The organism is Streptomyces sp. NPDC037421, assembly GCF_055602105.1.
The window spans coordinates 68,325-85,734 of sequence record NZ_JBVJWV010000004.1 but is presented as its reverse complement, the minus strand read 5'-3'; the positions used below and the strand labels follow the sequence as shown (position 1 = coordinate 85,734).

The window sequence follows — 17,410 nt, the reverse complement described above, 5'->3', positions numbered from 1 at the left end:
TGGCTGTCAGGAATCGCGGGTACCCCCTCCCCCCCACTACCCCCCCCCTGCCCCCCGTCGCCCCCCGCCCCCCCCTCCCCCTCCCCCCGGCCCCCCCCCCCCCCCTCCGGTACGACTGGTTCAGCTCTTGTCGGCCTCCGCGGCCTTCGTGAGGCTGGTCGGCTTCTTCGCCTCGGCGTCCGCGACGGGCTCGGCGTCGGCCTTGGCGTCCGCACCCGCCGGGACGGCCTTCGCCTCCGCACCCCCCGGGACGGCCTTGGCGTCGGCCGCGGCCTCCTTCGGCTCGCCCGGGACGGCCTTGGCGTCCGCACCGGCCGGGACGGCGCCCGCACCCTCACCGGAACCGCCGGAGGCGACCGGCTCGACGACCGGCTCCCGCCCCGGCCGCAGCTTCGCCGAGAGCACGAAGTACACCACCGCGAGCACGAAGACCACGATCGCGGTCCACACGTTCAGCCGCAGGCCCAGGATGTGGTGCGCCTCGTCGACGCGCATGTACTCGATCCACACGCGCCCGGAGCAGTACGCCGCCACGTACAGGGCGAACGCCCGCCCGTGCCCCAGCTTGAAGCGCCGGTCGGCCCAGATGACCAGGGCGGCCACGCCCAGGCACCACAGGGACTCGTAGAGGAAGGTCGGGTGGTAGGTCCCGGCCACCCGGTTCGGGCCCTCGCTGATCTTCAGCGCCCACGGCAGGTCGGTCGCGCGGCCGTACAGCTCCTGGTTGAACCAGTTGCCCCAGCGTCCGCAGGCCTGGGCGATGGCGATGCCCGGGGCGAGCGCGTCGGCCCAGGCGGGCAGCGGGATGCCGCGCAGCCGGCAGCCGATCCAGGCGCCGACCGCGCCGAGCGCGATCGCGCCCCAGATGCCGAGGCCGCCCTCCCAGATCTTGAAGGCGTCGACCCAGTCCCGGCCCTCGCCGAAGTAGAGCTGGTAGTCGGTGATCACGTGGTAGAGGCGACCGCCGACCAGGCCGAAGGGCACCGCCCACACGGCGATGTCCGCGACCGTGCCCGGCTTTCCGCCGCGCGCGATCCACCGCTTGTTGCCGAGCCAGACGGCGACGAAGACGCCGATGATGATGCAGAACGCGTAGCCGCGCAGCGGGATCGGTCCGAGATGGATCACGCCGGTCGACGGGCTGGGGATGTAAGCAAGGTCCATGGCAGACCTGACGCTACCCTGCCGGGCGGTGCGCACCGCAACCCGCCCGGCAAGCTGAAACCAAAACCACACATGGCGGGGCCGCCCCGGTCAGCCTCCCGACCCCGCGCGGGAGCCGGAAGCGGAACCGGAGCCGGCGGCCGGGGCGCCCTTGGTGCCGCTCTTGGAACCGCCGTTCCCGGAGGCGGAGGCGGAGGGGGACGCCGACGGTGACGGGGCGGTCTTGCCGGCCGTGCCCTCGACCTTCTCCTTCAGCTTCTGCGGGGTCAGCGGGTTCGCCTGGTCGGAGAAGATGTCCTTGCCGTCGAGCAGCACGGTGGGGGTGCCCCGGAACTTTCCGGCGAGGAAGGCCTCGTGCGACTTGCCCACCCAGCTGTTGTGGGTGCCGTCCTCCACGCAGGAGCGGAAGGCGGGGGTGTCCAGCCCGTCGACCTTGCCCGCCAGCTCCAGCAGCTTGGCGTTCTTGCCGAAGGCGTCGTCGGTCTCCGGCGGCTGGTTCTGGAAGAGGACGTCGTGGTAGGCGGAGAACTTGCCGGCGTCCTGGGAGCAGGCGGCGGCGTTCGCCCCCTTCAGGGAGCCGGTGCCGCCCATGTTCCCGTCGATCAGGGTGACCAGGTGGTACTCGACCTTGAGCAGCCCCTTGGCCTCCAGGTCGTGGATGGTGGTGCGGTAGTTGTCCTCGAAGGCCTTGCAGGCGGGGCAGCGGAAGTCCTCCCACACCGTGAGGGTGGACTTGGCCTCGTTCTTGCCCGTCTGGATGGCGAGCGCGTCCTTGCCGGTGGCTCCGGAGGGCGCGGCCACCGGGCCGGCCTTGGCGGACTTGTCGCCCTTGCCGGTGTTGGCCGCGATCACGCCGACGACGGCGGCCAGGCCGAGCACGCCGACGACGGCTCCGGCGACCAGGAGGGTCCGCCGGCGCCTGTCCCGGGCCTTCTGCCGCTCGCGCTCCTCCTGGAGTCGCTCCCGGGCCGATCGTTTCGTCGCATCGCGGTTCGCACCGTCGTTCTTCTCGCTCACGTTCGGCCAAACGAAGCGGGGAGGCACTCGCGTGCCTCCCCGCTGCCGAATCCACCCGATCGGGCTACAGAACCTCGTCCTGGACCCGGTCGCGGGTCAGGACCTGCGTACGCCTTCCGCAAGCTCGCCCGCCAGTGCCCGCACGGCCGACAGGCCCGCCGGCAGGTCCGGGGCGTCCAGGAGCAGCTTCACGAAGGCCGAGCCGACGATCACACCGTCGGCGAAGCCGGCGACCTGTTTGGCCTGTACGGCGTTGGAGACGCCCAGGCCCACGCAGACCGGGAGGTCGGTGGTCGTGCGGGTGCGGCGCACCAGATCCTGGGCCTCGTTGCCGACGGACTCGCGGGTGCCGGTGACGCCCATGAGGGAGGCGGCGTAGACGAAGCCGGAGCCGGCGGCGGTGATGGTCGCCAGGCGCTCGTCCTTGCTGCTGGGGGCCACGACGAAGACGGTCGCCAGACCGTGCTTGGCGGCGTGCTCCCGCCACAGCGCGGACTCCTGGACCGGCAGGTCGGGCAGGATGCATCCCGCGCCGCCGGCGGCGGCCAGCTCTGCGGTGAACCGCTCGACGCCGTAGCGGTCGATGGGGTTCCAGTACGTCATCACCAGGATCGGGACCCCGGTGGCCTCGAAGGCCTCGCGGACGGTGCGCAGCACGTCGGCGATCTTGACGCCGCCGCGCAGGGCGATGTCGTCGGCGGTCTGGATGACGGCGCCGTCCAGGACCGGGTCACTGTGCGGCAGGCCGATCTCGACGACGTCGGCGCCGCCCGCGATGACCGCCTTGACGGCCTCGATGCCGCCGTCGACGGTCGGGAAGCCGGCCGGGAGGTAGGCGACGAGGGCGGCGCGGTCCTCGGACTTGGCCTTGGCGAGGGTCGCGCTCAGCAGTTCGATGTTGCCCTGGTTGCTCACTTGTTCTCCCCCTCGGGCTCCGTGCCGTCGTACAGCCCGAAGTAGCGGGCGGCCGTGTCCATGTCCTTGTCGCCGCGGCCGGACAGGTTGACGACGATGAGGCCGTCCTTGCCCAGCTCCTTGCCCAGGTCGAGGGCGCCCGCGAGGGCGTGTGCCGACTCGATGGCCGGGATGATGCCCTCGGTGCGCGACAGCAGGCGCAGGGCCTGCATGGCGGCGTCGTCGGTGACCGCGCGGTACTCGCCGCGGCCGGTGTCCTTGAGGTAGGAGTGCTCGGGACCGATGCCGGGGTAGTCCAGGCCGGCGGAGATGGAGTAGGGCTCGGTGATCTGGCCCTCCTCGTCCTGGAGGACGTAGCTGCGGGAGCCGTGCAGGATGCCGGGCTCGCCCGCGGTGAGGGTGGCGGCGTGCTCGCCGGTCTCCACTCCGTGTCCGGCGGGCTCGAAGCCGACCAGGCGGACGTCCGCGTCGGGGATGAAGGCGTGGAAGAGGCCGATGGCGTTGGAGCCGCCGCCGACGCAGGCGGCGACGGCGTCGGGGAGCCGGCCGGCGCGCTCGATGATCTGGCGGCGGGCCTCGACGCCGATGACGCGGTGGAAGTCGCGGACCATGGCCGGGAAGGGGTGGGGGCCGGCGACGGTGCCGAAGAGGTAGTGGGTCTGGTCCACGTTGGCGACCCAGTCGCGGAACGCCTCGTTGATGGCGTCCTTGAGGGTCCGGGAGCCGGACTTCACGGCGATGACCTCGGCACCGAGCATGCGCATGCGGGCCACGTTGAGGGCCTGGCGCTGGGTGTCGATCTCGCCCATGTAGATGGTGCAGTCGAGGCCGAAGAGGGCGCAGGCGGTGGCGGTGGCCACGCCGTGCTGGCCGGCGCCGGTCTCGGCGATGACGCGGGTCTTGCCCATGCGCTTGGTGAGCAGCGCCTGGCCCAGCACGTTGTTGATCTTGTGCGAGCCGGTGTGGTTGAGGTCCTCGCGCTTGAGGAAGATCCGGGCGCCGCCGGCGTGCTCGGCGAACCGGGGCACCTCGGTCAGGGCACTGGGCCGGCCGGTGTAGTTGACCATGAGGTCGTTGAGCTCGGCGGCGAAGGCCGGGTCGCCCTTGGCCTTCTCGTACTCGACGGCGACCTCGTCCACGGCGGCGACGAGGGCCTCCGGGATGAACTTGCCGCCGAAGTCACCGAAGTAGCCCTCGGTGTTGGGGACGTGACCCTCCGGGTCCGGGATGAAGAACGAGCTGGTGGACATGTGCCACTACTCCTACGGGTACGGAATGCGAGGTTTCGCTCGACGCGGGCTGGATGCACCGTATTGCGCCGCCGGTCCACGGCCCGCGCACCCCGCTGGGAGGGTGGGAGCGTGCGGACGGGACGGCCCGCGCCCACGAGGGGGCGGGGCCGTACGAGGGGCCCTCGGCCGGCACCTCAGGGGTACCGGGCCGGGAGGGCCGCCGTTACGGCGCGACCGCGCCGCGCCATCGCATGCCGTTGACCTGTCCGGGCTCGGACCCGATCACGTAGCGCACCCGCCTGCCGTGCACGCGGCGGGCCGGGGCGCGGCAGCCGCGGGGGCGGCAGCCGCGCGCCAGCGGCGCGTGCGCCGTCGGCACGCCGGCCGGGCCGTGGCCCGGGCGGGTGCGGACGGAGGAGGAGGGAGGCATGGGAGTGGTCAGCTCCGCCCGTGCCGCAGGGCGGGGTGGGCGCCGGCGGCGACGAGGTCGGCCACGGCCGCCTTCGGGTCGCGGCCGGTGACCAGGGACTCGCCGACGAGGACGGCGTCGGCGCCCTCGTTGGCGTAGGCGATCAGGTCGTGGGGTCCGCGGATGCCGGACTCGGCGACCTTCACGATGTGGGGCGGGATCTCGCCGACGACCCGCTCGAAGGTGGAGCGGTCGACCTTGAGGTCCTTCAGGTTGCGCGCGTTGACGCCGATGATCTTGGCGCCGGCGGCGACGGCACGCTCGATCTCCTCCTCGTCGTGCACCTCGACGAGCGGGGTGAGGCCGATGGACTCGGCCCGCTCGATGAGGGAGACCAGGGCCTCCTGCTCCAGGGCCGCGACGATCAGCAGCACGAGGTCGGCGCCGTAGGCACGGGCCTCCCACAGCTGGTACGCCGTGACGATGAAGTCCTTGCGCAGGATCGGGATGTCCACGCGGGCGCGGACGGCCTCCAGGTCGGCGAGCGAGCCGCCGAAGCGGCGCTGCTCTGTGAGGACGGAGATGACCGCCGCCCCGCCTGCCTCGTAATCGGCGGCGAGCCCGGCCGGATCCGCGATCGCGGCCAGCGCGCCCTTGGAGGGGCTGGAGCGCTTGACCTCGCAGATCACCTTGACGCCGTCGCCACGCAGGGCGGCGACGCCGTCCTTGGCCTGGGGCGCCTTGGCGGCACGCTCCTTGAGCTCGTCGAGGCTCACGCGGGCCTGCCGTTCGGCAAGGTCTTCGCGGACCCCTTCGATGATCTCGTCGAGCACACTCACGCGAGCGGCCCCCTTCCGGGTTGATGACGGTCGGCCGCCTTGCAGACACGTTCCACTGCAAGGTCAGCACTCAAATGGTATCCGCAGGTCGCCGAGGCCTCCGCACGGACTTCTCGGTTTCCCAGGGACTGGACACTCGGAATATGGCCTTCCCGTAGTTCCCGCAAGGCCTCCGCCGGGGTCAGGGAGCCAGGGCGGAACCGAACGGGAGGTTCCGGACAATCGAGAACACCAGCACCAGGGACCCGATGCCCCACCACCAGGCCGGCCGCAGGGCGATCCGGGGGACCGGGCCGCCGCGGAAGGCCCGCAGCAGCCACAGGGCCGTGAAGGCGGCGAAGACGAGGTAGCCGGCCACCGCCACGGCGTTGGCGCCCAGCGCCGCCGCCAGGTCGCCGGTGGCGAAGGCGTGCGCACTGCGCAGCCCGCCGCAGCCGGGGCACAGCACCCCGGTCAGCCGGAACAGCGGGCAGACCGGATAGTGCCCCGGTTCGCCCGGGTCCACTGCGCCCACGTACGCGAACGCCGCCACCGCCCCGGCCAGGGTCAGCACGGGGGCGGCCAGCCGCCGGGCCCTGGAGGCCCGTACGGGCACCCGGGCGGACGGCAGCGGCTCCCAGGGGCCCGCGTGCGGGGCGTCGGTACGAGAGGCGTCCACCCGCTGATTCTCTCCGCTCATGACAAAAGGCGCAGCCCGACGGGGCCGCGCCTTTCGAACAGCGGACCGGCAGACCCGCGGGATCGCGCTCAGACCTTGGCGGGAACCCGGTTGGCCGCGATGACCTCGGCGAGGTCGCGGTGGGGGGCCTTCGGCGCGCCCATGCCGGCGGCCCGCATCGCCATGCCGACCACACCGCCGAGCGCTACGACGACCAGGCCCGCCCAGAACCCGAGCGGGTTCGCCAGCACCATGAAGGCGCCGGATACGCAGAAACCGATGAAGGCGATGACGACACCGGTCCAGGCGGCCGGGGTGTGTCCGTGGCTCGTGCCCGCCATGAGTTGCTCCTCGTTGCTCTGTCTCGCGTGCGGTGCCGCACGCTCGCTGTCATTGTCCCGCACGACGCCGCCGGTTTCTCCAGTGGGTGGCGGTCTCCGGCGGCCCCGTCTAGCGGGTGGGGTCCTCGCCGCGGTCCAGCGCCTTCCACAGGTCCTCCGGCCGGTCCGGGTCCACCGGGGCCGGGGTGCGCCCGCGGGGGCTCCCGTCGCGCTCGTAGCGGCCCCCCATCGCGGGCCAGCTGCGGCCGAAGCGCAGCGCGAGCAGTCCCGCGAGCAGGATCAGGGCAGCGCCGGAGGCGGTGACGTACGGCCACGCCGTATGGGTCAGCTCCACCACCCGGGCGGCGGTGTCGGCGGTCGCGGTGGCGGCCCGCTCGTCCAGCGCGCGCCGGTCGTCGGCGGCGGCCACCGCGGCCAGGGCGGCGCCCAGGCCGCTCAGCGCGAGCAGGCCGGAGACCAGCAGCCGCCCCCGGCCCCGTACGGCGAACACCGCGACCAGGGCCGCGAGGCCGACGATGGCCAGGGCCGCCGGAAGGCCCGTGACGGCCCGCCCGTCCGCGGTCAGGGGAAGGGTCCCGCCCCCGATGGAGGCGCTGCCCCGGGCCCAGGTGCGGCCGGAGGCGAGCAGGACGACGGTGGCGCCGAGCGCGCCGAGCAGCAGGGCGACGGCCACGGTGCGGCGGCCGGTGCTGCTCTCGGGGGCCTCGGCCTCGCTGGGGGGGTGGGGTACGGCACTCACGTACCCCACTATCCCTTACGGCCTCAGGCGCGGTGGAGGCGGTTCGCCGCTCCGACGGCGCGGAGCACGGCCGCCGCCTTGTTGCGGCACTCGCGGTCCTCCAGCTCGGGCACCGAGTCCGCGACCACGCCCGCCCCGGCCTGCACGTACGCCGTGCCGTCGCGCAGCAGCGCGGTGCGGATGGCGATGGCCGTGTCGGAGTCCCCCGCGAAGTCGAGGTAGCCGACGCAGCCGCCGTACAGGCCGCGGCGGGAGGGCTCCAGTTCCTCGATGATCTGCATGGCGCGCGGCTTGGGCGCACCCGACAGGGTGCCGGCGGGGAAGCAGGCGGTGAGCACGTCGAAGGCGGTCTTGCCCTCGGCGACGCGCCCGGTGACGGTGGAGACGATGTGCATGACGTGCGAGTAGCGCTCGATGCTCATGAAGTCGACGACCTCGACGGAGCCCGGCTCGCACACCCGGCCCAGGTCGTTGCGGCCGAGGTCGACGAGCATCAGGTGCTCGGCGCGCTCCTTGGGGTCGGCCAGCAGCTCCTCGGCGAGGTCGTTGTCCTCCTGCGGGGTCGCGCCCCGGTGCCGGGTGCCCGCGATCGGGTGGACCATGGCCCGGCCGTCCTCGACCTTGACCAGCGCCTCGGGGCTGGACCCGACCACGTCGAAGCCGTTCTCGAAGCGGAAGAGGTACATGTACGGGGACGGGTTGGTGGCCCGCAGCACCCGGTAGACGTCCAGGGCGGAGGCCTGGCAGGGGGTCTCGAACCGCTGCGAGGGCACCACCTGGAAGGCCTCGCCGGCCCGGATGCGCTCCTTCACGTCCTCGACGGCCGCCTGGTACTTCTCGCCGCCCCACAGGGCGTCGAAGGGCGGCAGCTCGGACTCCGGGAGCGCGGCGGGCGCGTAGGGCGCGGGCCGCGCGAGGTCGGCCTCCATCGCGTCGAGGCGGGCGACCGCGTCCGCGTGGGCCTCGTCGGCGCCGGTGTCGAGTGCGTTGTGGTTGATCGCGTTGGCGATGAGCAGGACCGTGCCGTCCCAGTGGTCCAGGACCGCCAGGTCGGAGGTGAGGAGCATGGTCAGCTCGGGGAGCTCCAGGTCGTCCTCGGCGTGGTCGCCGATGCGCTCCAGGCGGCGGACGATGTCGTAGCCCAGGTAGCCCACCATGCCGCCGGTGAAGGGCGGCATGCCGCCCGCGAGGTCGCGGGGGGTGTGCAGGGCCTCGACGGTGGCGCGCAGGGCGTCGAGGGGGTCGCCGTCGACCGGGACGCCGACGGGCGGGGTGCCGATCCAGTGCGCCTGCCCGTCCTTGACGGTGAGGGTGGAGTCGCTGCGGACGCCGACGAAGGAGTAGCGGGACCAGGAGCGGCCGTTCTCGGCGGATTCCAGCAGGAAGGTGCCGGGGCGTTCGGCGGCCAGCTTCCGGTAGAGCCCGACGGGGGTGTCCCCGTCGGCCAGCAGCCTGCGGCTCACGGGGATGACGCGGCGGTCGGCCGCGAGCTTGCGGAACGTCTCGAGATCCATGGGGTGGGACCCTAACTGGCTAGCTGGCGTCGCTGAAAAGGACATCGTCGTCGAAGCAGGTGCGGGCGCCGGTGTGGCAGGCGGCGCCGACCTGGTCGACCTTGACGAGCACGGTGTCCGCGTCGCAGTCGAGGGCGACGGACTTCACGTACTGGAAGTGGCCGGAGGTGTCCCCCTTGACCCAGTACTCCTGGCGGCTGCGGGACCAGTAGGTGCAGCGGCCGGTGGTGAGGGTGCGGTGCAGGGCCTCGTCGTCCATCCAGCCGAGCATGAGCACCTCACCGGTGTCGTACTGCTGGGCGATGGCCGGGACCAGGCCGTCCGGGGAGCGCTTGAGGCGGGCGGCGACGGCGGGGTCGAGGGAGGACGTACTCATGGGCCCCATTGTGCCGGGCGGAAGGACCTGTTACGGATCACCGTCCGCCTGATGGGCAGCCGCGCGGCGGGGCGCGGCCGTAGGCTGGCCCGCATGTCTACCCATGCGAAGCGTGAACGCCTGCTGCTGGCGGACCTTCTGGAGGCGGCGGGACCGGAGGCGCCGACCCTGTGCGACGGCTGGACCTGCCGGGACCTGGCGGCGCACGTCGTGGTGCGCGAGCGCCGTCCGGACGCGGCGGGCGGGCTGCTGCTGAACGTGCTGAAGGACCGCCTCGACCGGGCGATGGCCGAGTACACGGCCAAGCCGTACGAGGAGCTCATCCAGCTGATCCGCACCGGCCCGCCGAAGCTGTCCGTGTACGCGCTGAAGCAGATCGACGAGGCGGCGAACGCGGTGGAGTTCTACGTCCACGCGGAGGACGTGCGGCGCGCGCAGCCGGACTGGTCGCCGCGGACCCTGGACCCGGTGTTCTCGGACGCGCTCTGGTCCCGGCTGGAGAAGCTGGCCCGGCTGACGGGCCGCCGCTCGCCGGTGGGCCTGGTGCTGCGCCGCCCGGACGGGCGCACGGCGGTGGCGCACAAGGGCGTACCGGTGGTGACGGTGACCGGGGAGCCGGGTGAGCTGACGCTGTTCTGCTTCGGCCGGCAGAGCTCGGCCGCGGTGGAGCTGGACGGCGAGAAGGAGGCCGTGGCGAAGCTGACGGTGGCCCAGCTGGGCATCTGAGGCGCACCCGCCGACGGGGCCCGGCCGGGCCCCGTCGGCGTGGCGGCTCAGCGGACCGGGTGGCCGGCTTCGCGCAGGGCTTCCTTGACCTGGCCGATGCGCAGGTCGCCGAAGTGGAACACCGAGGCGGCGAGGACCGCGTCGGCGCCCGCGCCGATGGCGGGCGCGAAGTGCTCCAGCTTGCCGGCGCCGCCCGAGGCGATCACCGGGACGGTGACGTGCCGGCGCACGGCGGCGATCATCTCGGTGTCGTAGCCGTCCTTGGTGCCGTCGGCGTCCATGGAGTTCAACAGGATCTCCCCGGCGCCCAGTTCGGCCGCGCGGTGCGCCCACTCGACGGCGTCGATGCCGGTGCCCCGGCGGCCGCCGTGGGTGGTGACCTCGAAGGAGCCGGTCCCGGTGCGGCGGGCGTCGACCGACAGCACGAGGACCTGGCGGCCGAAGCGCTCGGCGATCTCCTGGATCAGCTCGGGCCGGGCGATGGCGGCGGTGTTGACGCCCACCTTGTCGGCGCCGGCCCGCAGCAGCCTGTCGACGTCGTCGGCCGTGCGGACGCCGCCGCCGACCGTGAGCGGGATGAACACCTGTTCGGCGGTGCGCCGGACCACGTCGTAGGTGGTCTCGCGGTTGCCGGAGGAGGCGGTGATGTCGAGGAAGGTCAGCTCGTCGGCGCCCTCGGCGTCGTAGAGCTTGGCCATCTCGACCGGGTCGCCGGCGTCGCGCAGGTTCTGGAAGTTGACGCCCTTGACGACCCGGCCGTTGTCCACGTCCAGGCAGGGGATCACTCGTACGGCGAGGGTCATCGCGCGACCTCCTTGAAGGCCTCGACCTCCACCTCGACGACCATGTTCGGCTCGACGAAGCCGGAGACGATGATCATGGAGGCGGCGGGGCGGACGGCGTCGAAGAGGGTCTTGTGGGCGCGGCCCACCTCTTCCACGTCCCGGGCGTGGGTGAGGTACATCCGGGTGCGGACCACGTCCTCGGCGCCCAGGCCGGCCTCGGCGAGCGCCTTGAAGGCGACCTCGAAGGCCTTCACCGTCTGGTCGTACGGGCCGCCCGCGTCGGCCCCGGTGCAGCCGGACACCAGCACCAGGCCGTTGGGCAGGGCAACGGCGCGGGAGTAGCCGATCACGTCCTCGTAGGGGCCGCCGGAGGAGATCCGGCGTACGTCGGAGGAACTCATGCGCGCACCGCCTCCAGGGCCTCTTCCAGGGTGAAGGCCTTGGCGTACAGGGCCTTGCCGACGATGGCGCCCTCGACGCCCAGGGGGACCAGCTCGGACAGGGCCCGCAGGTCGTCCAGGGAAGACACGCCGCCGGAGGCGACGACGGGCCGGTCGGTGGCGGCGCAGACGTTCCGCAGCAGCTCCAGGTTGGGGCCGGTCAGCGTGCCGTCCTTGCCGATGTCGGTGACGACGTAGCGGGCGCAGCCCTCGGAGTCCAGGCGGGCGAGGGTCTCGTAGAGGTCGCCGCCCTCGCTGGTCCAGCCCCGGCCCTTGAGGGTGGTGCCGCGCACGTCGAGGCCGATGGCGATCTTGTCGCCGTGCTCGGCGATGGCCTTGGCGGCCCACTCGGGGGTCTCCAGGGCGGCGGTGCCGAGGTTGACGCGGGTGCAGCCGGTGGCGAGGGCCGCGGCGAGCGAGGCGTCGTCGCGGATGCCGCCGGACAGCTCGACCTTGATGTCCATGGCGCGGGTGATCTCGGCGACCAGGGCGCGGTTGTCGCCGGTCCCGAAGGCGGCGTCCAGGTCGACGAGGTGCAGCCACTCGGCGCCGGAGGCCTGCCAGGCGAGGGCCGCCTCCAGCGGGGAGCCGTAGGAGGTCTCGCTGCCCGACACGCCGTGCACGAGGCGTACGGCCTGGCCGTCGCGGACGTCGACCGCGGGAAGCAGTTCAAGCGTGTTCGGCATCAGAGGGTCTCGATCCAGTTGGTGAGGAGCTGGGCTCCGGCGTCGCCGGACTTCTCGGGGTGGAACTGGGTGGCCCACAGGGCGCCGTTCTCCACCGCCGCCACGAACCGCTCGCCGTGGGTGGCCCAGGTGACCCTGGGGCCCCTGATCCTGGGGTTGGTGACCTCCAGCGACCAGTCGTGGGCCGCGTAGGAGTGCACGAAGTAGAAGCGGGCGTCGGCGTCCAGCCCGGCGAAGGCCTGGCTGTCGGCCGGGGCCTCGACGGTGTTCCAGCCCATGTGCGGGACGACGGGCGCCTTCAGCGGGCCGACCGTGCCGGGCCACTCGTCGAGGCCCTCGGTCTCCACGCCGTGCTCGATGCCGCGCTCGAAGAGGATCTGCATGCCGACGCAGATGCCCATGACGGGGCGCCCGCCGGACAGCCGGCGGCCGATGATCCAGTCGCCGCGCGCGTCCTTGAGGCCCTTCATGCAAGCGGAGAAGGCGCCGACACCGGGGACGAGGAGCCCGTCGGCGTCCATGGCCTTGTCGTAGTCGCGGGTGATCTCGACGTCCGCGCCGACGCGCGCGAGGGCGCGCTCGGCGGAGCGGATGTTGCCGAAGCCGTAGTCGAAGACCACGACGTTCTTCTTGGCGCTCATTCCCAAATCCCCTGGATTCGCAGGATCCCCGCGGCCAGGCACATCACGGAGCCGAGGGCGAGCAGAATGATCACCGATTTCGGCATCTTCTGCTTCTGGAAGGAGTAGACGCCCCCGGCCAGGAACAGGCCGAGGACGATCAGGATGGTGTTCAGGCCGTTCACGGCTAGAGGGCGCCCTTCGTCGAGGGCAGGATGCCGGCGGCGCGCGGGTCGAACTCGGCGGCGTAGCGCAGGGCCCGGGCGAGGGCCTTGAACTGGCACTCCACGATGTGGTGGGCGTTGCGGCCGTACGGGACGTGGATGTGCAGCGCGATCTGGGCCTGCGCGACGAAGGACTCGAAGATGTGCCGGGTCATCGTCGTGTCGTACTCGCCGATCATCGGCGCCATGTTCTCGGGCTCGGTGTGCACGAGGTAGGGGCGGCCGGAGAGGTCGACGGTCACCTGGGCCAGGGACTCGTCCAGCGGGACGGTGCAGTTGCCGAAGCGGTAGATGCCCACCTTGTCGCCGAGGGCCTGCTTGAAGGCGGCGCCCAGCGCGAGGGCGGTGTCCTCGATGGTGTGGTGGCTGTCGATGTGCAGGTCGCCGTCCGTCTTGACCGTGAGGTCGAAGAGGCCGTGGCGGCCGAGCTGGTCGAGCATGTGGTCGTAGAAGCCGACACCCGTCGAGACGTCGACCTTGCCGGTGCCGTCGAGGTCTATCTCGACGAGGACCGTGGTCTCCTTCGTGGTGCGCTCGACCCGTCCGATGCGGCTCATGCCTGCTGCTCCTTCTTCAGTGCGCGAACCGCTTCCAGGAACGCGTCGTTCTCGGCCGGCGTGCCGGCGGTGACCCGCAGCCGGCCCGGTACGCCGTTGTCCCGGACCAGGACGCCCTGGTCGAGGATCTTCTGCCATGCGGTGTGGGAGTCCTCGAACCTGCCGAACTGGATGAAGTTCGCGTCGGACTCGGTGACCTCGTAGCCGATGGCCCGCAGCTCGGTGACGAGGCGGTCCCGTTCGGCCTTGAGCTGCTCGACGTAGCCGAGCAGGGTGTCGGTGTGCTCCAGCGCGGCCAGCGCGGTCGCCTGGGTGACGGCGGACAGGTGGTACGGCAGGCGTACGAGCTGCACGGCGTCGACGACGGCGGGGTGCGCGGCCAGGTAGCCCAGGCGCAGGCCCGCGGCGCCGAAGGCCTTGGACATGGTCCGGGAGACCACCAGGTTGGGGCGGCCCTCGATCAGCGGGAGGAGGGAGTCGCGGTGGGAGAACTCCACGTAGGCCTCGTCGACGACGACCAGCGAGGGCTTGGCGGCCTGCGCGGCCTCGTAGAGGGCGAGGACCGTCTCCGCCTCGACCGCGGTACCCGTGGGGTTGTTGGGCGAGGTGATGAAGACGACGTCGGGGGTGTGCTCGGCGATGGCCCGCTCCGCCGCCTCCACGTCGATGGTGAAGTCCTCACGGCGCGGGCCGGAGATCCACCCCGTGCCGGTGCCGCGCGCGATGAGCGCGTGCATCGAGTACGAGGGCTCGAAGCCGATGGCCGTGCGCCCGGGGCCGCCGAAGGTCTGGAGCAGCTGCTGGATGACCTCGTTGGAGCCGTTGGCGGCCCAGACGTTCTCCTTGGCGACGGGGTGCTTGCCCGTGCGGGTGAGGTAGGCGGCCAGCTGGGTGCGCAGCTCGACCGCGTCCCGGTCGGGGTAGCGGTTGAGGGTGCGGGCGGCGTCGGCGACGCGCTCGGCGATGCGCCGGACGAGCGGCTCGGGCAGCTCGTACGGGTTCTCGTTGGTGTTCAGCTGGACGGGCACGTCGAGCTGCGGGGCGCCGTAGGGCGTCTTGCCGCGGAGCTCGTCCCGGATGGGGAGGTCGTCGATCCCGATGGTGCTCACTGTCCCGGCACCTTCCATCCGAAGCGGGCCTTGAGGGCCGCGCCGTGCGCGGGCAGGTCCTCGGCCTCGGCCAGCGTCACCACGTGGTGGGTGACCTCGGCGAGGGCGTCGCGCGTGTAGTCGACGATGTGGATGCCGCGCAGGAAGGACTGCACGGACAGCCCCGAGGAGTGGCAGGCGCAGCCGCCGGTGGGCAGCACGTGGTTGGAGCCGGCGCAGTAGTCGCCGAGGGAGACGGGCGCCCAGGGGCCGACGAAGATCGCGCCGGCGTTGCGGACCCGGGCGGCCCAGGCGGCGGCGTCGGCGGTCTGGATCTCCAGGTGCTCGGCGCCGTACGCGTCGACGACCTTGAGGCCGTCCTCCAGGCTGTCGACCAGCACGATCGCGGACTGCCTGCCGGCGAGGGCGGGCTTGATCCGGTCCTCGACGTGCTTGGTCGCGGCGACCTGCGGCTCCAGCTCCTTCTCGACGGCGGCCGCGAGCTCCGCGGAGTCCGTGACGAGGACGGCGGCGGCGAGCGGGTCGTGCTCGGCCTGGCTGATCAGGTCGGCGGCGACGTGGACCGGGTCGGCCGTGGAGTCCGCGAGGACCGCGATCTCGGTGGGGCCGGCCTCGGTGTCGATGCCGATCTTCCCGGTGAAGTAGCGCTTGGCGGCGGCGACCCAGATGTTGCCGGGGCCGGTCACCATGTTGACCGGCAGGCAATCCTGCGTGCCGTACGCGAACATCGCGACGGCGACGGCGCCGCCGGCCGCGTACACCTCGTCCACGCCGAGCAGCGCGCACGCCGCCAGGATGGTGGGGTGCGGCAGGCCGCCGAACTCCTTCTGGGGCGGGGACGCGAGCGCGATCGACTCGACGCCCGCCTCCTGGGCCGGGACCACGTTCATGACGACGGAGGAGGGGTACACGGAGCGGCCGCCGGGGGCGTACAGGCCCACGCGCTCGACCGGAACCCACTTCTCGGTCACGGTGCCGCCGGGGACCACCTGGGTGGTGTGCTCGCTGCGGCGCTGGTTCCGGTGCACGATGCGGGCGCGCCGGATCGACTCCTCCAGGGCGGCCCGGACGGCCGGGTCCAGCTGCTCCAGGGCGGCCGTGAGGGCCTCCGCGGGCACCCGGACCTGCGTGAGTTCGACCCCGTCGAACTTCTGCGCGTACTCGATCAGCGCCGCCGTGCCACGATGATGGACGTCCTCGCAGATGGGCCGCACTTTCTCCAGGGCGGCTTCCACGTCGAACTCGGCACGGGGCAGCAGGTCGCGCAGGGCGCCGCCCTCGGGGAGGGCGTCACCGCGCAGGTCGATACGAGAGATCACCTCCCAATTCTCTCAGACCGCCTCCCACCGCCGTCCGCCCGTATCACTGGCTGATACACGCCCCGGACGTCACCGCCGCCCCTTAGCGTTCTCCTACACGTAAATGACAGCGGGGGGCTGCCATGACCGAAGCGCACGAGGACGGACGGCCGGACGGCCTGACCGGGCCCGAACAGCGGATGTGGGAGGCCTTCCGCGCGGGCACCGTCTGCGACCTCGGAGCCCGTACCGCCGGCCTGGACGATCCGCACGCGGGGCCGGCCTGGGGGCCCGAGCGCCGGGTCCGGGCGGAGGTCGTGGCGCACCTGCTGCTGGCCGGGCCCGCGCCGGTCCCGGGGCGGGTGGGGCGGCTGAAGCTGCGCGGTGCGCAGATCACCGGGCGGCTGGATCTGTCCGGTGCGGCGGTGGCTCCGTACGTGGAGATCCGCTCGTGCCGCTTCGACGGCGAGATCCAGGTGTCCGAGACCCGGTTCGGCACGCTCCGGCTGGACAACTGCGCGGTGCCCCGGCTGGAGGGTGCCCGCCTGCACACCGAGGGCGACCTGCACCTGGCGCGCTGCCGGGTGGCGCGCGGGATCCGGCTGACCGACGCGCAGATCGGCACCGACCTGCTGCTCAGCCACGCGGTGGTCCAGCGGGACAACCGGGGCCGGGCCATCGCCGCGGACGGGCTGGCGGTGGCGCAGGACCTCCAGGCGGACATGCTGGAGACGCACGGCGAGGTGAGCCTGCGCGGGGCGAAGGTGGGCGCCTCGATGAGCCTGCGCGGGGCACGGCTGAGCAACCGCTACGGCCGGCGGGCGCTGAACGCCCCGACGCTGACCGTCGAGCGGACCCTGTACCTGACGTCCATCGGCCTGGCCTCCCCGACGAGCGACCCGGAGCGCCCGTACGACTGGGGCCAGACCCCGACGACGGGCGGGCCGGCGCAGCGCTTCGAGTGCCGGGGCGGGCTTCGGCTGGACGACGGCCGGTTCGGCGACTCGGCCGACTTCTACGGTGCCCGCTTCGACCTGCGCGCGGACCAGGAGGTGTCGCTGCGGCGGGTCCAGACGCCCGAGCTGCGGTTCGTGGGCGAGGCCCCGGAGCTGGGCCGGGTGGTGGTCTCGGGCGCGAAGGTGGTCAAGCTCGTCGACCGGTCGACGAGCTGGCCCGGGCGCGGCCGGGTGTCGATGGAGGGTTTCGTCTACGAGGAGCTCGCGCCCCGCGGCCACTTCCCGCTCTCCCGCCGGCTGGAGTGGCTGGAGGCGGCCACCCCCGAGTACTCGCCGGAGCCGTACGAGCGGCTCGCCGCCGTGCTGCGGGCGGGCGGGGAGGACTCCGGCGCCCGCGAGGTGCTGGTGGCCAAGCAGCGCTGCCGCCGGGCCGCGCTGCCGCCGGCGGCGAAGGCCTGGGGGTACCTCCAGGACTGGACGGTGGTCTACGGGTACCGGCCGGGACGGGCGGCGCTGTGGATGGCGGTGCTGTGGGCGGCGGGCACCCTGCTGTTCCTGCGGCACGAGCCGGCGCCGATCAAGGCGGACGAGCATCCGCAGTGGGACGCGGCGCTGTACGCGCTGGACCTGCTGCTCCCGGTGATCGATCTCGGCCAGCAGGGGCAGTGGAAGCTGGAGGGCGGCTGGCAGTGGGGTTCGGCGGCGCTGGTGCTGCTGGGCTGGATCCTGGCGACGACGGTGGCGGCGGGTGCGTCGCGGCTGCTGAGGCGGGGTTAACGGGTGACGGCCCGGGCCGTCCGGCCAC

At 72.8% G+C, this 17,410-nt stretch carries 21 protein-coding genes; 2 read left to right on the top strand and 19 right to left on the bottom strand.

Annotated features, from left to right (window positions below; translation table 11 throughout):
• Positions 1–120: 120 nt before the first annotated feature.
• The 11 genes from lgt to hisI form a co-directional block, all read right to left on the bottom strand.
• The gene (gene lgt, locus ACZ7IF_RS07960) at positions 121–1,164 is read right to left on the bottom strand and encodes a prolipoprotein diacylglyceryl transferase (protein ID WP_470964838.1); all 1,044 of its coding nucleotides are present in this window, start codon (positions 1,162–1,164) and stop codon (positions 121–123) included.
• A gap of 90 nt (positions 1,165–1,254) precedes the next feature.
• A complete protein-coding gene (locus ACZ7IF_RS07955; RefSeq protein WP_470964835.1) occupies positions 1,255–2,181 on the bottom strand; it encodes a DsbA family protein in 927 nt (308 codons plus the stop codon).
• A gap of 96 nt (positions 2,182–2,277) precedes the next feature.
• Positions 2,278–3,096 (bottom strand): tryptophan synthase subunit alpha, encoded by an 819-nt coding sequence (trpA, locus tag ACZ7IF_RS07950; RefSeq protein WP_470964832.1) that lies wholly within the window; start codon positions 3,094–3,096, stop codon positions 2,278–2,280.
• Positions 3,093–4,346, bottom strand: a complete 1,254-nt coding sequence (gene trpB, locus ACZ7IF_RS07945; RefSeq protein WP_007263564.1) for a tryptophan synthase subunit beta — start codon at positions 4,344–4,346, stop codon at positions 3,093–3,095. The genes trpA and trpB overlap by 4 nt, the downstream gene beginning before the upstream one ends.
• Positions 4,347–4,551: 205 nt before the next feature.
• Positions 4,552–4,758 carry a tryptophan biosynthesis modulator TrpM gene (gene trpM / locus ACZ7IF_RS07940; RefSeq protein WP_470964829.1) on the bottom strand — a complete coding sequence of 69 codons (207 nt, stop codon included), beginning with the start codon at positions 4,756–4,758 and terminating at the stop codon, positions 4,552–4,554.
• Between the two features lie 8 nt (positions 4,759–4,766).
• The gene (gene trpC, locus ACZ7IF_RS07935; protein ID WP_007263565.1) at positions 4,767–5,576 is read right to left on the bottom strand and encodes an indole-3-glycerol phosphate synthase TrpC; all 810 of its coding nucleotides are present in this window, start codon (positions 5,574–5,576) and stop codon (positions 4,767–4,769) included.
• Positions 5,577–5,757: 181 nt separating this feature from the next.
• The gene (locus ACZ7IF_RS07930) at positions 5,758–6,255 is read right to left on the bottom strand and encodes a DUF2752 domain-containing protein (RefSeq protein ID WP_470964826.1); all 498 of its coding nucleotides are present in this window, start codon (positions 6,253–6,255) and stop codon (positions 5,758–5,760) included.
• Positions 6,256–6,323: 68 nt separating this feature from the next.
• A complete protein-coding gene (locus ACZ7IF_RS07925) occupies positions 6,324–6,575 on the bottom strand; it encodes an HGxxPAAW family protein (protein WP_470964823.1) in 252 nt (83 codons plus the stop codon).
• Positions 6,576–6,684: 109 nt separating this feature from the next.
• Complete coding sequence (locus tag ACZ7IF_RS07920; RefSeq protein ID WP_470964820.1) at positions 6,685–7,323, bottom strand: TIGR02234 family membrane protein; 639 nt, start codon at positions 7,321–7,323, stop codon at positions 6,685–6,687.
• A gap of 14 nt (positions 7,324–7,337) precedes the next feature.
• Positions 7,338–8,828: an anthranilate synthase component I gene (locus ACZ7IF_RS07915; protein WP_470964817.1), complete on the bottom strand. Its 1,491-nt coding sequence runs from the start codon at positions 8,826–8,828 to the stop codon at positions 7,338–7,340.
• Between the two features lie 19 nt (positions 8,829–8,847).
• The gene (gene hisI / locus ACZ7IF_RS07910; RefSeq protein ID WP_405981118.1) at positions 8,848–9,213 is read right to left on the bottom strand and encodes a phosphoribosyl-AMP cyclohydrolase; all 366 of its coding nucleotides are present in this window, start codon (positions 9,211–9,213) and stop codon (positions 8,848–8,850) included.
• Between the two features lie 84 nt (positions 9,214–9,297).
• Here hisI and ACZ7IF_RS07905 point away from each other — a divergent pair, with 84 nt between their 5' ends.
• Positions 9,298–9,930 carry a TIGR03085 family metal-binding protein gene (locus ACZ7IF_RS07905; protein WP_385767872.1) on the top strand — a complete coding sequence of 211 codons (633 nt, stop codon included), beginning with the start codon at positions 9,298–9,300 and terminating at the stop codon, positions 9,928–9,930.
• Positions 9,931–9,977: 47 nt separating this feature from the next.
• Here ACZ7IF_RS07905 and hisF read toward each other — a convergent pair whose 3' ends face one another.
• From hisF to hisD, 8 genes are read right to left on the bottom strand one after another with little or no spacing between them, the layout of a single operon-like run.
• On the bottom strand, positions 9,978–10,733 hold the full coding sequence (hisF, locus tag ACZ7IF_RS07900) for an imidazole glycerol phosphate synthase subunit HisF (RefSeq protein ID WP_470964812.1): 756 nt from the start codon (positions 10,731–10,733) through the stop codon (positions 9,978–9,980).
• Complete coding sequence (locus ACZ7IF_RS07895; protein ID WP_470964809.1) at positions 10,730–11,116, bottom strand: RidA family protein; 387 nt, start codon at positions 11,114–11,116, stop codon at positions 10,730–10,732. Before ACZ7IF_RS07895 ends, hisF begins: the two co-directional genes overlap by 4 nt.
• A complete protein-coding gene (gene priA, locus ACZ7IF_RS07890; protein WP_470964806.1) occupies positions 11,113–11,841 on the bottom strand; it encodes a bifunctional 1-(5-phosphoribosyl)-5-((5-phosphoribosylamino)methylideneamino)imidazole-4-carboxamide isomerase/phosphoribosylanthranilate isomerase PriA in 729 nt (242 codons plus the stop codon). The genes ACZ7IF_RS07895 and priA overlap by 4 nt, the downstream gene beginning before the upstream one ends.
• Complete coding sequence (hisH, locus tag ACZ7IF_RS07885) at positions 11,841–12,482, bottom strand: imidazole glycerol phosphate synthase subunit HisH (protein ID WP_470964803.1); 642 nt, start codon at positions 12,480–12,482, stop codon at positions 11,841–11,843. Before hisH ends, priA begins: the two co-directional genes overlap by 1 nt.
• Positions 12,479–12,646 carry a hypothetical protein gene (locus ACZ7IF_RS07880; RefSeq protein WP_470964800.1) on the bottom strand — a complete coding sequence of 56 codons (168 nt, stop codon included), beginning with the start codon at positions 12,644–12,646 and terminating at the stop codon, positions 12,479–12,481. The genes hisH and ACZ7IF_RS07880 overlap by 4 nt, the downstream gene beginning before the upstream one ends.
• 2 nt (positions 12,647–12,648) lie before the next feature.
• Positions 12,649–13,242 (bottom strand): imidazoleglycerol-phosphate dehydratase HisB, encoded by a 594-nt coding sequence (gene hisB / locus ACZ7IF_RS07875; RefSeq protein WP_007263577.1) that lies wholly within the window; start codon positions 13,240–13,242, stop codon positions 12,649–12,651.
• Positions 13,239–14,369: a histidinol-phosphate transaminase gene (locus ACZ7IF_RS07870; RefSeq protein WP_470964797.1), complete on the bottom strand. Its 1,131-nt coding sequence runs from the start codon at positions 14,367–14,369 to the stop codon at positions 13,239–13,241. The genes hisB and ACZ7IF_RS07870 overlap by 4 nt, the downstream gene beginning before the upstream one ends.
• Positions 14,348–15,670 carry a histidinol dehydrogenase gene (hisD, locus tag ACZ7IF_RS07865; RefSeq protein ID WP_470964794.1) on the bottom strand — a complete coding sequence of 441 codons (1,323 nt, stop codon included), beginning with the start codon at positions 15,668–15,670 and terminating at the stop codon, positions 14,348–14,350. The genes ACZ7IF_RS07870 and hisD overlap by 22 nt, the downstream gene beginning before the upstream one ends.
• A gap of 122 nt (positions 15,671–15,792) precedes the next feature.
• Here hisD and ACZ7IF_RS07860 point away from each other — a divergent pair, with 122 nt between their 5' ends.
• The gene (locus ACZ7IF_RS07860) at positions 15,793–17,382 is read left to right on the top strand and encodes an oxidoreductase (protein WP_470964791.1); all 1,590 of its coding nucleotides are present in this window, start codon (positions 15,793–15,795) and stop codon (positions 17,380–17,382) included.
• Positions 17,383–17,410 lie beyond the last annotated feature (28 nt).

What these genes read in the sequence shown, in the direction of transcription:
- trpB (WP_007263564.1), bottom strand. Translation starts at nt 4,346, where the DNA reads ATGTCCACCAGCTCGTTCTTCATCCCGGACCCGGAGGGTCACGTCCCC.
- ACZ7IF_RS07915 (WP_470964817.1), bottom strand. Translation starts at nt 8,828, where the DNA reads ATGGATCTCGAGACGTTCCGCAAGCTCGCGGCCGACCGCCGCGTCATC.
- hisH (WP_470964803.1), bottom strand. Translation starts at nt 12,482, where the DNA reads ATGAGCGCCAAGAAGAACGTCGTGGTCTTCGACTACGGCTTCGGCAAC.
- hisI (WP_405981118.1), bottom strand. Translation starts at nt 9,213, where the DNA reads ATGGGGCCCATGAGTACGTCCTCCCTCGACCCCGCCGTCGCCGCCCGC.
- ACZ7IF_RS07895 (WP_470964809.1), bottom strand. Translation starts at nt 11,116, where the DNA reads ATGAGTTCCTCCGACGTACGCCGGATCTCCTCCGGCGGCCCCTACGAG.
- ACZ7IF_RS07860 (WP_470964791.1), top strand. Translation starts at nt 15,793, where the DNA reads ATGACCGAAGCGCACGAGGACGGACGGCCGGACGGCCTGACCGGGCCC.
- lgt (WP_470964838.1), bottom strand. Translation starts at nt 1,164, where the DNA reads ATGGACCTTGCTTACATCCCCAGCCCGTCGACCGGCGTGATCCATCTC.
- ACZ7IF_RS07925 (WP_470964823.1), bottom strand. Translation starts at nt 6,575, where the DNA reads ATGGCGGGCACGAGCCACGGACACACCCCGGCCGCCTGGACCGGTGTC.
- hisF (WP_470964812.1), bottom strand. Translation starts at nt 10,733, where the DNA reads ATGACCCTCGCCGTACGAGTGATCCCCTGCCTGGACGTGGACAACGGC.
- trpM (WP_470964829.1), bottom strand. Translation starts at nt 4,758, where the DNA reads ATGCCTCCCTCCTCCTCCGTCCGCACCCGCCCGGGCCACGGCCCGGCC.
- ACZ7IF_RS07870 (WP_470964797.1), bottom strand. Translation starts at nt 14,369, where the DNA reads ATGGAAGGTGCCGGGACAGTGAGCACCATCGGGATCGACGACCTCCCC.
- priA (WP_470964806.1), bottom strand. Translation starts at nt 11,841, where the DNA reads ATGCCGAACACGCTTGAACTGCTTCCCGCGGTCGACGTCCGCGACGGC.
- ACZ7IF_RS07930 (WP_470964826.1), bottom strand. Translation starts at nt 6,255, where the DNA reads ATGAGCGGAGAGAATCAGCGGGTGGACGCCTCTCGTACCGACGCCCCG.
- ACZ7IF_RS07905 (WP_385767872.1), top strand. Translation starts at nt 9,298, where the DNA reads ATGTCTACCCATGCGAAGCGTGAACGCCTGCTGCTGGCGGACCTTCTG.
- hisB (WP_007263577.1), bottom strand. Translation starts at nt 13,242, where the DNA reads ATGAGCCGCATCGGACGGGTCGAGCGCACCACGAAGGAGACCACGGTC.